This window comes from Streptomyces sp. NPDC056738, from assembly GCF_042790435.1.
GTDB lineage: Bacteria > Actinomycetota > Actinomycetes > Streptomycetales > Streptomycetaceae > Streptomyces.
The window spans coordinates 220,290-233,114 of sequence record NZ_JBHTZF010000001.1 but is presented as its reverse complement, the minus strand read 5'-3'; the positions used below and the strand labels follow the sequence as shown (position 1 = coordinate 233,114).

Below are 12,825 nucleotides of genomic sequence, written 5' to 3'. Positions count from 1 at the left end.
CTGCCCTGACTACCCTCCGCGCGAGACCCGTGAACGGGCCCTTCTCGCGCCTGTCCGTGTGAACGCCGCCGACCGCCACGCCGGTCTGAGCCCGGACGTCCCGGTTCCCGACAGGCGGGGATGATCGACTTCCGCCTCGCGATCGCCGTACAGCATGGTCACGTTGATGCGGAGGTTCTCGTAGCCGGGGCGGAAACGGACCGCGTCCGAGGCGTGGAACAGGTCGGAGTTGAAGATCACGGCCCGGTTCCGGCGGTAGGGGATGATCATGCTGCGGGCCCGTCGGCCGCGCAGGAACGGCCCGATCACGTCCTGGCGGCCGTTGTACGTGTCGAAGCCCCAGGACATGGGTGCGTCGACGTCGTGCACGACCAGGCCGCCGGAGCTGTCGTCGGCGTTGGCCTCGTCGGGGGTGACCCAGAAGTTGACGTTGACCGCGGCGAAGTCCGCGTGCGTGGTGACATCGGCGGGCACCTCGGGGCCGCACTTGAAGCCCCACATCTGGCGCAGCGGGTACCGGTCACCGATGAGCCGGGGCAGGGCCGCCCGCAGTTCCTCGGCGATCTGCATCAGCAGGGGGGACATGAACCCGTCCTGCATGAGCGCGCCCAGCCGGCCGTGCGCGTAGCGGTTGCCGAACCACACCGTCGACTCCAGACAGAACCGGTACAGCTCGTCCAGCGCCTCCTCGGTCAGGAAGTCGTCCACGTACACCACGCCGGGCGCGTTCGCGAGGTACCTCTCCTCCACGCACGCGGGATCCCAGCGCCGGGACAGGGCGCGCTCCACGCGTGGCGAGTCGCGCACGTGCAGCAGACGGTTGTAGGTGTCGGTGATGCACCGGTTGGCATCGGAGTCCAGAGGCTCCCGGGCGTCGGGGCCCTGGGCCGCCAGCCGGTCGCGCACCGCCTGGTAGCTGTCGATGACCGGGCCGTACTCCGGGCCCAGCAGCCCGAGGCGTCGGAGGTGGTGCATCTGGTCGATGTCGTGCCGCAACTTGGGGACGCTCAGGGGAATGGTCGAGCGCGCGGCCGGGTCGGAGCCGGCGCCCCAGCGCAGATGGGCGAACAGCGACGCGCACGCTTCGGCGAGCGGGAAGTCGCCGTGTTCCAGAGCCGCCTTGAGCACGTCCGGCGCCCACGCCAACTCGCGGTCACCCTGTCGCAGTTCGTCGCGCAGCAACGTCAGGGCCTCGTCCCGGCGTCCCGAGGCGACCAGCAGCAGAGCCAACTCGCGTCGGGCCGGGTGGTTCTGCGGGTCGCCCAGGAGAGCGTCGCCGAGAACGCGCGCCGTCTCGTCCGTACGGCCGGCTTCGACGGTCGCCCGCGTACGGGCGACCACCGAAGCCGCGTCCCATGGAGCGTCCACGCGGTTCACCCGAGCCGGAAGACGTCGCGCGCCTGGAGCTCCACCGCGTAGCGCGCCAGACCGTTGAGGGTCACCGCGGCGTACGAGGGCACGAACCGCGCGCTGAACGCCTGGGCGCTGTCCTCCTGCTGGACGTGGACGTACGTGGTCCAGGTGATGTTCGTGACGAACGGGGTGGTGCCCCGTGCCTGGATGCCGACGTTCTCCTGGTCCGCCGCCGGTTCCTCGTCCTGCCGGCCGTCCCGTTCCTCGGCGATGGTCTGCGCGACATGGAGGTTGACGAAGTAGTGCAGCAGGTCCTCGGTGAGCCCGTAGATCCCGGCCTCCGCCGAGCAGCCGTGCAGCAGGGTGGCCACGACGTCCCGGGAACCGCTGCTGACGGTCGCCTCGCAGAAGTCGGCGAGGAACTGCCCGCCGGTGGGCACCTCGTCCCGGTGGCGGTGCACGTACTCCTCGAACCACTGGAGCAGCTTCGGGCTGGCGAACACCGAGTAGATGAGCCGGTCGGTGAGGGCCGCCTCCTCCTCCGGGACGGTGGGGCCCGCGAGGTAGTCCGTGAGGATCTGGGACGGACCGGTGATGAACTGCTCTCGCAGGAGGAAGTCGGTCTCCATGGCGCGGAACAGTGCGTCGATACGGCGCACGGTCGCGGCACGGGAGATCACGGCGGATGGTGGGGTGCCCAAGGTCTGCTCCTCCGGTCGCGTCGATCGGGCGGCCCGTCGGCAGGTGCCGGGCCGCGAGACGGCTTCCAGCTAAGGGGGAAGCCGCTGCGGGGCGCTCCGCGGCACGCCGCAGCTCCCGGCGCACGGTCCAGGTTCACACGGATGGCTCGGCGCCTCGCGGGCCCCGGGAAACCCTGCTCCGTGCCGGTCCGGAGCGATGGGCGAGGATGGAGGCGTGGCAGGGGACGCGAGCGAGATCGCACTGAGCAAACAGGAACTGCGTGAGGTCACCGCCTTCGCCGCCGCGTGCGCGGACGTGGTGCTGGAGGTGTTCGAGACCGATCGTCCGGACGACGCGCGGCCTCGAGACGCCATCGGTGCCGCGTGGGACTTCGCCCGGGGAGGTGAGCGGGGGAAACGGCTGCGCGACACTGCGTGGGCGGCCCTCAAAGCCGCGGGCTGCGCGGGCACCCCGGCCGCGTGCGAGGCCGCGCGGGCGGCGATGGCCGCAGCGGGCGCCGCCTATCTGCATCCGCTGGCCGAGGCGACCCAGGTCAAGCACATTCTCGGAGCGGCCGCGCACGCCGCCAGGGCGGCCGAACTCGCCGCCGGCGACGAGCCGGGCACGGGTGCCGAAAGCGTCAGGCAGGCGCTGCGCCGTGCGACACCTGTCGTCGTGGAGGTGCTCGAACGCTTCCCGGCGGCACCGGAGCGCGGTGGACGGGTCGGTGAACTGACGCGCATGCTGGACGCCGGCCTTCGTTCCCTCACCCGCACCGAGGGCCGCCTGCCGATCCGGCGTGAGGGCGCCTAAGATCGCGTGCATGGCCCTGAGCATGAGTGACGTGGACCGGTTCGAGGCAGCCAGGCCCCGGCTGGAGGCCATCGCCTACCGGTTGCTCGGTTCGGCGGGCGAGGCGGAGGACGCCGTGCAGGAGACGTTCCTGCGCTGGCAGGCGGCCGACATCGACCGCATCGAGGTGCCCGAGGCCTGGCTGACCAAGGTCCTCACCAACTACTCCCTCAACCAGCTGACTTCGGCCCGCGCGCGCCGCGAGACGTACGTGGGGCGGTGGCTCCCCGAGCCGCTGCTCGCCGGCGACGCGATGCTCGGCCCGGCCGACACCGCCGAGCAGCGCGAGTCCGTCTCGTACGCCGTCCTCGTCCTGCTGGAGCGCCTGTCGCCCAAGGAACGGGCGGTGTACGTGCTGCGGGAGGCCTTCGACTACCCGCACCGGGAGATCGCCGAGATCCTGGACATCACCGAGGCGGCCGGCCAGCAGATCTACCACCGGGCCAAGAAGCACGTCGCCGAGGGCAGGTCGCGCACCGAGGTCGACGAGGCCGCCGCCCGGCGGATCGTGGAGGAATTCCTGGCCGCGGCGACCAGCGGCCGCACCGAACCCCTCGTCCGCCTGCTCACCCAGGACGCCGTGTCGGTCGGCGACGGCGGCGGCAAGATCCCGGCCCGCGCGAAGGCGTTCGAGGGCGCGCAAGCCGTTGCCACCTTCCTGCGCGGCCTGTTCAAGCCCAGCGACGCCAAGCGGAAGTACATCGGCGGTGCACCGGACATGTACGCCGCGACCGCCAACGGCGGGCCCGCGGTCGTCGCCGTCGTGGACGGCAGGGTCGTCGGGATCAGCTGCCTGGAGGTCACCGCGGACGGCATCGTGGCCGTCCGGAGCCAGGTCAACCCCGACAAACTCGTCCGCGCGACCCTCCAGTGGGCGGCCATGGACCACACGGAGGGGCCGCTCCACACCCTCTGAGGCGATGTGGCGCAGGTCACATTCGGATCCTGTCAGGAAACGCCGGGCTACCCGGTTCAAGGGGCGAGACCACGCCGGACAACGGCGCACCCGCCCAGACAGGAGCACGGACATGCTGCACCGCATCGTCGTCCTCGGAGCCGGATACACCGGAGCCATCGCCGCCGGCCGCCTCGCCAAGAGGCTGCACCGCGAGGACGTCACCATCACCCTCGTCAACCCCGAGCCCGACTTCGTCGAGCGCGTCCGGATGCACCAGCTCGCCACGGGCCAGGACCTCAAGCCCCGCCCGTTCGGCGCGATGTTCGCCGGTACGGGTGTGGAGCTGAGGCTCGCGAGCGTGACCGCCGTGGACGTGGACCGCAGGACGGTCTCCCTCACCGGCGCCGACGGCCCGGCCGAGCTCTCGTACGACACCCTCGTCTACGCGCTCGGCAGCGGCTGGAACGACGGCGGCGTCCCCGGTGTCGCCGAACACGCCGACCAGGTGGCGAGCCGACCGGGCGCCCACCGTCTCCGCGAACGCCTCGCCGCCCTCGACGCGGGCGAGCCCGTGGTCGTCGTCGGCGGCGGCCTCACCGGCATCGAGGCCGCGACCGAGATCGCCGAGGCCCGCCCGGACCTCAGCGTCTCCCTGGTCGCCAGTGGCGCTCTCGGCGACTGGCTCTCCACGAAGGGCCGAGCCCACCTGCGCAAGGTGACCGAACGGCTCGGCATCGAGGTCCACGAACATGCGGCGGTCACGTCCGTGAGCGCGGATGACGTGACGACCGCCGACGGCCGGACCGTCCCCGCCGCGATCACCGTCTGGACCACCGGCTTCGCCGTCCACCCGATCGCCCGGGCCACCACCCTGGAGGTCACCGAGCGCGGCCGGATCGTGGTCGACAGCACCATGCGCTCGGTCTCCCACCCGGACGTCTACGCCGTCGGCGACGCCGCGATCGCCATCGGTCCCCAGGACAAGCCCCTCCGCATGTCCTGCGCCTCGGGCGTCCCCATGGCCTGGCAGGCCGCCGACGCTATCGCCGCCCGGCTCGCCGGCACCAAGATCCCCCATGTCTCGATCCGCTACTTCCAGCAGTGCATCTCCCTCGGCCGCAAGGAAGGCCTCATCCAGTTCGTCACCGCGGACGACCAGGCGGTCGACCGCGCCCTGACCGGCCGCACGGCCGCCCGCTACAAGGAACTGATCTGCAAGGGCGCGGCCTGGGGCGTCGCCAACCCGACGGTGGGCCTGCCGTCCCGGCGCCGGCGCGTCGTACGACAGGAGACCCAGGACCCGGCCCGCGCGGAGGCGACCGCCTGACCGCACCCGGGGCCGAACCGACCGAAGCCCCAGGCCACGGACCTGGGGCCCGGACGGTCCGGGCCCCTCCGCAAGGGTGTGGAGCCCGCTCAGTACTTTCGGGCGGTCACGAGGGCGAACGAAAGCAACTCCCCGCCGTCCGCGATCAGCATGTCGATGACGGGTTGGTTCGCGCTCCGGCCGTCCTGATGGTGCTCGGCCCCCGCCCGCGCCCACAACAGCCAGTCCCGCCAGGCGTCTTGCTGCAGCTTCGCGGACGTGACCTCCACCAGTTCGGTGATCTCCCACTGGAAGCGCCACCAGTCCGCGGTGTGCCAGGCGATCGCCTCCCAGCCGACCACTTCCTTGATGTGGGGCGGGATCGCGCCGAGTTCACGGACCTCCCGTGTCAAGGCGGGCGTCGCCATGGCCAGTTGACCGCCGGGCCGCAGGAATCGCACCAGGTAGGGCAGATAGCTGTCCGCGGTGCCGAAGTACTCGAACGCGTCCACGCTCACGACGGCGTCGAAGCTCGCCTCCTCGAACGGCAGGGCGTGCGCCTCGGCCCGTACGGCCGTCACCCGGTCGCCGACACCCGCTTCCGTGAAGACGGCCGCCGCGTCCTCGGGAGCGATCCACCAGTCGGCCGCGACGACCTGGACCCCGTACTCGCGGGCCAGGAACACCGACGTGGCGCCCTTCCCGGAGCCGAGGTCGAGAACCCGGATCCCGGGGCGCAGATCAAGGTTTTCCGCCAGGTCCTCCAGCAGCCACAAGGGATGGGGCCCCATGTCGAGGTCGAGCACCCAGCCGGGGTCGTAGCGGGAGGAGCGCGGATAGCGGTCGGGGCGTAAGAGAGCACTGAGGGCGGTCACGGGCACGAACCCAAGCCGATCGGCGCGCCGCGACGCAACCGGGTTTTCAGGGGCCGGACACCCTCCGCCTTTATTGCGAGAGAGTTGCAACAACAAGAGTTATGCAGCAACATGGTCCGTGGCGGGGTCGGCCCGTCAGTCTTCGGAATCCGAGCGTCGTTCCGTCCGTCCGGCGCGTCCTTCCCGAGGAGTGATCGTCTTCTCACCCGGCGTCCGCCGGTCCCGGCCGGCCCCGCCCGCGCACGCGACGACCCCGCGCGCCGAGGTCAGGGCATCGCCGCCGTGTGCCACCTCGGAGGGCTCGGGGGAGTGGAGGATCCTTCCGTCCGGTGTCAGCCTCGATGGACGGCCGGATGCGCCGCTCCATCCTGCTCGGGCACCCCGAGGATCGTGCACACGGTCCGCGCTATGTGGAGCGGGGTCGCCCCCGGGTCCTGGGCGGGCAGGAGCATGTGGCTGACGGTGAGGCGTACGGCCAGATCGGCGGCGGCCTCACGGCGGTCCCCAGCGGCTTGCGGGACCGCTTCGCCCAGCCATGCGCTGAGCAGCCGTCGCGTGCTGGAGAAGACGGGCTCGGGCCTGCTGGTCAGGAAGGGCAGCAGGGCGTCGGTGCCGCCGCGCGTGGCGGTCAGTACGGCGCCGACGAACGGGTTGACCGCCGCCTGTTCCAAGGCGTGGGCCACGGCCGCTTCGAGCGCCGGGGCGGGGCGACCGCGGTGGCCGTCCAGGACGGCGGCGAGGCCGACGAGGAACGCGTCCGTCTCGCGCTCCACCAGGGCGCGGCCGATTCCCGCCCGGTCCCCGAACTCCTTGTAGATCGAGGGGCGCGACACGTCGGCCCGCAGGGCGAGGTCGGCGACCCGGACACGGTCCCAGCCGTTCTCGGCCGCGAGCGCCCTGGCCTCGGTGATCACACGCTCGCGCATGTCCTTGCGCCAGGCCACACGGGGCGGATCCGGCCGGAACCGTGGCGGGGCGGAGGCGTGGCCGTCAGACATGGCCGCAGTGTGCCACGAGGGGCACGCTTCCGCTGGTCCCGCCCGGGAGTCAGCGGAAGCGCGCTTGGTGACGAGCGTGCCACTCTCGGTGCCCCTTCGACAAAGGGGACTCCGTGTAAACGTTCTGATGGATCATCAGGTGGCAGTACGTCAGTTGCCCTGGCCCGCTTGGCTGGTGTGCGCAGGGCGACGGGCCATCGTAGGTGTCGTGTACGGCCAGATGTGGTCAGGGCTGGTCGTACCAGGCGACCGCGGTGATCCGCCAGCCCTGCGAGGTGCGCACGAACTGGATGGTCTTGGTGCCTTCTCCCTCGAACCGCCGGCCGTCCAGGATCCCGGACTTGCGGTAGGTGCTGAACCGGGAAGCGATGTCTCCCGCGATCTCCGTCCGTTCGGAGGTCTCCCACTCGGAGAACTCGACCAGGCGGCCGTCGGCCAGCAGCTCCCGACGGGGCTCGATGAACTCCTCCACCGTGTAGGCGGTGAATTCGGGGCCGGTCTTGACGATCACCCCGTCCGGGAGAACGAGCCGCCTGATCCGGGCCACGTCGGCGGCCTTGCCGCCCCGGTTGTCGAAGGCGCCGAAGAACTCGGTGGTCAGTGCGTCTATCTCGCTCTTGGACATGGCGCGACGGTAACAGCCGGGAGGGGGCGGCTCAGGGGTAGTACGGGGTGTACGTGATCGCGGAGACCTTGAGGTAGCGGGCACCGTCCGCGGTGGCCCAGGTCGAGGAGTCCGGGTTGCCCGGCCAGTCGCCGCCCACCGCGGTGTTGACGATGAAGTGCATGCCGACGCCCGGAGCGGTGGTGTACCACTTGGTCCCCTGGAAGGCGCCGTCCACCCAGAAGTCGATGTGGTCGGGCCACCAGCTGAACGCGTAGACGTGGAAGCTGTTGGTCCAGCCACCCGAGTTGTTCACGGCCCACTGGGTCTGCGCGTTGCTGGTGTCGTGGAAGGTCTGGTAGACGGTGTTGGGGTTGGACCCGACGATCTCGGCCGCGTCGATCTCGGGGAGCCAGGGGTTGAGATAGGCCGCCCAGACCGCGGGAAGCAGTCCCCGTCCGCTGGGCATGTTCGCGGTGAAGCTGTACGTGCCGTACCCGTAGAGGGCCTTCGACTCCACACGGCCGGAGCGGTAGACCCCGCCACCGGCGTTGTACGTCTTGATCATCAGGGTGCCGCCGTCGTACCAGACACAGTCCGGCGTGTACGTCTCCAACTCGTTGTTGGCGGTCCACCTGCCGCTGATGACGTTCCAGGAGTTGACGGTCTGCGCCGCGCCCCAGGTGCCGGCGTGGGCGGGCTGCTGCGTCGCGATGAGCATCACGCAGGCGGCGAACACGGCGCCTACGAACCACTTGGGCCGTACGAGGCCCGCGAACCACCTGGGCCTTACGAAGGTTGTCGTCATCGGAGCTCCGTTGCTCGATGGGTGAGACGGCGCGTGGGAGCGGTCCCACGCACCCATTCGGAACGTAGGAGCCTGTTCAGAACCTGACAAGACTTGCGGCACGAGTTGCTTCATTCGTTCCGGACATGAACGAACAGCCGCGGTCTCACCGTCGTCGCGGGGGCGCAGGAGTATCCGAGCGGTCCCCGGACGCGGTGAGTTCCGCGGGGTGTTTTATCGGACGGCCGTGGCCCGTCGATCGACCTCACAGTGATCGATCAGCTCCACGCCGGCCCCGGCACCGGCCGCGGGGACCCGGTAGGTCGTCTTGCCCTTCGCGGGCACCGACACCTGATCGCCGCTGTCCATGATGGCGGAGCCGTTCCGGTCCTTGAAGCTGATCTTCAGGGCGAAGACGCCGTCGCGTCCGTTCGGATTCCTGATCTCGACGGTCGCGTACGGGTCGTCCGCGCTCGCGCAGTGGATGAGCACGGCAGTGCCGTCCTTCAGGGGCTCGGCGGCACGGCTGGGGGAGGGCGCGGCGGTGGTCGAACGGTGGGTGGGGCGGGAGCGGTACGTGGCTCCGCCGCTGTCACCCGTACTCGTACCGGAGTCGTCGCCGCTGCCGGACGAACCGCCGCTGGACGAGCCGCCGCCCGACGTGGACGAACTGTCGTGGTCCTGGCTGGAACTGCTGCAACCGCCCCCGCTGTGATGGCTGCGGCTCCCGTGACGACCCGACGAGAACCCGGTCAAGGCCAGCACGACCAGTGCCGACACCGCGGTGAATCTGAGCCTGCGCCCCCATATGTGCATGTCACCACCCTACGCAGGGCCGTGTCGCCCACTCGCGCAAGGGTCGGCCGACCGTCTCGGCGCACGATGCGGGAGGGCCTGTGTCCGCGGGACTCGCCGACTGTCCGCCCGGAGGTCGAGGGGGCGCACCGGGGTGGTCACACGGTTTTGACGAGGGTGCCGCCGCTTTCGAGCGCGGCCAACTCCTCGGCGGGTGCGGTCGTGTCGGTGACGAGGGTGTGGATCAGGGTCGAGGGGCCGACGTAGGCATAGGCGGTGCGGCCGAACTTGCTGCCGTCCGTGGCGAGGACCACGCGACGCGACGAGGCGACGCCCGCCTTCTTCACCGCGGCCTCGTCGAGGTCGTACGCGGTCAGGCCGTCGGCCGCACTCAGTCCGCAGCAGCCCATGACGGCGGTGTCGAACCGCAGGGCCGCCAGGGAGGCCAGGGTGAGCGGACCGATGAGGGCGCCCTCGGCGGCGCGGGGCTGTCCGCCCGGCACCACCAGCGTTGCCGGGCCGGGCGACTCGCCGAGCAGATGGATGGCCTGCAGGGACAGCGGCATCACGGTGACGGGGCGCTCGCGCAGAAGGCGCGCGACCTCCAGGCAGGTCGTGCCGCTGTCCAGCAGGACGCTCTCGCCGTCGGCGATGAGCGCGGCGACCTCGGCGGCGATCCGGCGCTTGGCGTCGACCGACTCGGTGGTGCGCAGCGCGAACGGGGGCTCCTCGCCCCTGAGCAGCAGGGTGCGCGCGCCGCCGCGGACGCGTTCGAGGACACCCTGGCCGGCCAGGGCGTCGAGGTCGCGCCGGATGGTCATCTCCGAGGCGCCGGTCAGCTCCGCGAGCTCCTGGACCGTGGCGCCGCCGGAGTCCCTGACGGCCTTCGCGATCAGCCCGTGCCGCTCTGCGTTGCTCATACCGGGATTGAACACCACGCCACAATGAACATGCAACGTGTTCGAGAACCGGGCTTTCGAACATTGAAATCGTTCGTTACGGTGAGCGGCATGCAACCTTCGCTTCGAGCCGCCCGCGTGGCGACCTACGTCTACTTCGTCCTCTGCGGCACCCTCATGGGCGCCTGGGTGGTGCACATCCCCGCCGCGGAGGAGCGCGTGGGCGTCAGCCACGCGACACTGGGCGGCCTGCTGGTCCTCCTCGGGCTCGGGGCCTTCGCCGGGATGCAGGTGGCCGGCCCCCTGACCGACCGCCTCGGCGCACGCGTCGTGGTCCCGGCCGGCGGAGTGCTGTGCGGCGCGGCCCTGGTGCTGCCCGGTCTCGCCCAGTCCCCGTGGACACTGGCGGGAGCGCTGCTGGTCTTCGGGTTCTGCAACGGCGCCCTGGACGTGAGCATGAACGCCCACGCCGTCCACGTGGAGAAGGCGTACGGCCGCCCCGTCATGTCGGGCTTCCACGCCACGTTCTCCGTCGGCGGTGTCATCGCCGCCCTCGTCGCGGCCGGGGCCGCGAGCGCCGGGCTGGACCCGGTTCCGAGCATGGCCGCGCTGGGAGCGGTGGCCATCGTGATCGCCCTCGCGTCGGCGCGCGCCCTGCTGCCTACGGCTCCCGCCGCTGTTGCCGTGGCTTCCGACCGTGACCCCGGGCGTGGGGCGGAGGCAGGGTCCGGATCCCGGGCCGGGTCCGGGCCTGAGTCCGTGTCCGGGGACGGGGCTGATTCCCGCTCCGGTTCCCCCTCCTGCTCCCCCTCCGCAGAGGAGGCCGATGCATCCCCGGCCGAGACATCACCGGCCGTACCGCCCCGTGGCGGGAAGGGACGCGTCTGGCTCCTCGCCGTCCTGGCGCTGATGGTCATGCTGTGCGAGGGCGCCGCCAACGACTGGAGCGCCCTGCACCTCAAGGACGTCCTCGGCGCGCCTGCCGCCACGGCCGCGTTCGCCTACGGCACGTTCGCCGCGGCCATGACCATCGGCCGGCTGCTCGCCGACCGCCTCGTGGCCCGCTTCGGCTCCATGGCGATCCTGCGCCACGGCGCGGCCATGGCGGCCGTCGGCATCACGCTCGTGGCACTCGGTCCCTGGATGTGGACCGCGTTCGCGGGCTGGGCACTCTTCGGCCTGGGTCTGTCGGGCACGGTCCCGCAACTGTTCAGCGCGGCCGGGCACGCCGACCCCGCGGCCGCCGGCGCCAACGTCTCCCGCGTCGCCGGCCTCGGCTACGTCGGCATGCTCGCCGGCCCTGCCGTGATCGGCTGGCTGACCCACCTCGTCGCCCTGAACCACGCCTTCGTCCTGCTGACCCTGCTGTGTGTGACCACCGCCGCGGCCGCCGGGATCCTGCGCACGGGGTCCGACAGCACGCCCCGGAAGGATCTGGCGCCGGTCGGTCACTGACCCGTGTTCAAGGCGGGCCCGGGCCGCCCGGGAGCCGACTTGCGCTGGAGTGCGCTCCAGGTCGTAGCGTCGCAGACACCATGGCGCACGGAACCTGTGGCCCCGGCCCCTCAGCGGATGCCCGGCCGCGGAAATCGTCGCTAGATGGATGAAGGGCTTCGCGGCCCGACGAACGACATGACGCGTGTGCAGAGAAAACTGGGAGACGGCATGCAGAAGCGCAGCCTGCGGGACCTTCAGGTATCAGCCATCGGTTTGGGATGCATGGGCATGTCCGCCTTCTACGGATCCACGGACCAGGACGAGGGGATCGCGACCATCCGGCGTGCCCTCGACATCGGGGTGAACTTCCTCGACACCGCGCAGATGTACGGGCCGCTCACCAACGAGTCGCTCGTCGGCGAAGCGATCCGGGGGCGCCGCGAGGAGTACGTGATCGCGACGAAGTTCAACTACCGGATGGACGACGCCGTACCCGGCGACATCAGCACGGTCGGCCCGCAGGACGGCTCGGCCGAGCACGTCCGCAGCTCGGTCCACGGCTCCTTGCAGCGTCTGGGCACCGACTACATCGACCTGTACTACCAGCACCGGGTCGACCCGAACGTCCCCATCGAGGAGACGGTCGGCGCGCTGGGCGAGCTGGTCGCCGAGGGCAAGGTGCGGGCCATCGGCCTGAGCGAGGCGAGCGCGGAGACCATCCGGCGCGCCGACGCCGTGCACCCGATCACCGCGGTGCAGAGCGAGTACTCGCTGTGGTCCCGGGACGTGGAGGCCGAGGTGCTGCCCGCCTGCCGTGAGCTGGGAATCGGCTTCGTGCCGTACTCGCCGCTCGGCCGCGGCTTCCTCGCCGGCCGGTTCAGCTCGCCGGACGAGCTGGACGCGAACGACTGGCGCCGCCAGAACCCGCGCTTCCAGGACGCCAACATCGAGGCGAACATGCGGCTCGCCGCGAAGGTCAAGGAGATCGCCGCCGAGAAGGACGTGCTCCCGGCTCAGCTCGCCATCGCCTGGGTACTGGCCCAGGGCGAGCACCTGGTGCCGATCCCGGGCACCAAGCGCCGCACCTACCTGGAGCAGAACGCCGCCGCGGTCGACATCGAGCTGACCAAGGACGACCTGGCCCGAATCGACGCGGAGCTGCCCGAGGCGTCGGGAGAGCGCTACGACGAGGCCGGCATGCGATCCGTCAACCGCTAGCCCGGCCGTCGGCGGCCGCTGCCGCGCCCGATCCTGCCGTCACCGGAACCGCCGCCTTTGCCGCGGCCGAGGGTCCCGCCCCCGGCCGCGGCGCCAGGACGCTCGGGCGCCGGTGGCGGCGC

At 71.2% G+C, this 12,825-nt stretch carries 14 protein-coding genes; 6 read left to right on the top strand and 8 right to left on the bottom strand.

What is annotated here, in order from left to right:
• Nucleotides 1-9 precede the first annotated feature (9 nt).
• Nucleotides 10-1,368: a tetratricopeptide repeat protein gene (locus tag ACFRIC_RS00915; RefSeq protein WP_382778335.1), complete on the bottom strand. Its 1,359-nt coding sequence runs from the start codon at nt 1,366-1,368 to the stop codon at nt 10-12.
• Between the two features lie 5 nt (nt 1,369-1,373).
• Nucleotides 1,374-2,054: a hypothetical protein gene (locus ACFRIC_RS00910; RefSeq protein ID WP_382778334.1), complete on the bottom strand. Its 681-nt coding sequence runs from the start codon at nt 2,052-2,054 to the stop codon at nt 1,374-1,376.
• A 214-nt stretch (nt 2,055-2,268) separates the two neighbouring features.
• Between ACFRIC_RS00910 and ACFRIC_RS00905 the strand changes: the two genes are divergently transcribed.
• The 3 genes from ACFRIC_RS00905 to ACFRIC_RS00895 all read left to right on the top strand — a co-directional run bounded on the left by ACFRIC_RS00905 (nt 2,269) and on the right by ACFRIC_RS00895 (nt 5,111).
• A complete protein-coding gene (locus ACFRIC_RS00905; RefSeq protein ID WP_382778333.1) occupies nt 2,269-2,847 on the top strand; it encodes a putative immunity protein in 579 nt (192 codons plus the stop codon).
• 10 nt (nt 2,848-2,857) lie between these two features.
• Nucleotides 2,858-3,802 (top strand): RNA polymerase sigma-70 factor, encoded by a 945-nt coding sequence (locus tag ACFRIC_RS00900; protein WP_382778332.1) that lies wholly within the window; start codon nt 2,858-2,860, stop codon nt 3,800-3,802.
• A gap of 112 nt (nt 3,803-3,914) precedes the next feature.
• Nucleotides 3,915-5,111, top strand: a complete 1,197-nt coding sequence (locus ACFRIC_RS00895) for an NAD(P)/FAD-dependent oxidoreductase (protein ID WP_382778331.1) — start codon at nt 3,915-3,917, stop codon at nt 5,109-5,111.
• A gap of 89 nt (nt 5,112-5,200) precedes the next feature.
• Here ACFRIC_RS00895 and ACFRIC_RS00890 read toward each other — a convergent pair whose 3' ends face one another.
• The 5 genes from ACFRIC_RS00890 to ACFRIC_RS00870 all read right to left on the bottom strand — a co-directional run bounded on the left by ACFRIC_RS00890 (nt 5,201) and on the right by ACFRIC_RS00870 (nt 8,846).
• Nucleotides 5,201-5,965: an SAM-dependent methyltransferase gene (locus tag ACFRIC_RS00890; RefSeq protein WP_382778330.1), complete on the bottom strand. Its 765-nt coding sequence runs from the start codon at nt 5,963-5,965 to the stop codon at nt 5,201-5,203.
• 332 nt (nt 5,966-6,297) lie between these two features.
• Entirely contained in the window at nt 6,298-6,963 is a 666-nt protein-coding gene (locus ACFRIC_RS00885; RefSeq protein WP_382778329.1) for a TetR family transcriptional regulator, read from the bottom strand.
• Between the two features lie 226 nt (nt 6,964-7,189).
• Nucleotides 7,190-7,588 (bottom strand): DUF4440 domain-containing protein, encoded by a 399-nt coding sequence (locus ACFRIC_RS00880; protein ID WP_382778328.1) that lies wholly within the window; start codon nt 7,586-7,588, stop codon nt 7,190-7,192.
• Nucleotides 7,589-7,619: 31 nt separating this feature from the next.
• The gene (locus ACFRIC_RS00875; protein ID WP_382778327.1) at nt 7,620-8,375 is read right to left on the bottom strand and encodes a family 16 glycosylhydrolase; all 756 of its coding nucleotides are present in this window, start codon (nt 8,373-8,375) and stop codon (nt 7,620-7,622) included.
• Between the two features lie 213 nt (nt 8,376-8,588).
• Nucleotides 8,589-8,846 (bottom strand): hypothetical protein, encoded by a 258-nt coding sequence (locus ACFRIC_RS00870; RefSeq protein ID WP_382778326.1) that lies wholly within the window; start codon nt 8,844-8,846, stop codon nt 8,589-8,591.
• A gap of 4 nt (nt 8,847-8,850) precedes the next feature.
• Between ACFRIC_RS00870 and ACFRIC_RS00865 the strand changes: the two genes are divergently transcribed.
• On the top strand, nt 8,851-9,069 hold the full coding sequence (locus ACFRIC_RS00865; RefSeq protein WP_382778325.1) for a hypothetical protein: 219 nt from the start codon (nt 8,851-8,853) through the stop codon (nt 9,067-9,069).
• A 238-nt stretch (nt 9,070-9,307) separates the two neighbouring features.
• Here ACFRIC_RS00865 and ACFRIC_RS00860 read toward each other — a convergent pair whose 3' ends face one another.
• Nucleotides 9,308-10,069 carry a DeoR/GlpR family DNA-binding transcription regulator gene (locus tag ACFRIC_RS00860; RefSeq protein WP_382778324.1) on the bottom strand — a complete coding sequence of 254 codons (762 nt, stop codon included), beginning with the start codon at nt 10,067-10,069 and terminating at the stop codon, nt 9,308-9,310.
• 90 nt (nt 10,070-10,159) lie between these two features.
• On the opposite strand from ACFRIC_RS00860, the gene ACFRIC_RS00855 reads away from it, so the two are divergent.
• Together ACFRIC_RS00855 and ACFRIC_RS00850 are read left to right on the top strand one after the other, a co-directional pair.
• A complete protein-coding gene (locus tag ACFRIC_RS00855) occupies nt 10,160-11,503 on the top strand; it encodes an MFS transporter (protein ID WP_382778323.1) in 1,344 nt (447 codons plus the stop codon).
• A 210-nt stretch (nt 11,504-11,713) separates the two neighbouring features.
• Nucleotides 11,714-12,703, top strand: a complete 990-nt coding sequence (locus ACFRIC_RS00850) for an aldo/keto reductase (RefSeq protein WP_382778322.1) — start codon at nt 11,714-11,716, stop codon at nt 12,701-12,703.
• The last annotated feature ends 122 nt before the right edge of the window (nt 12,704-12,825 follow it).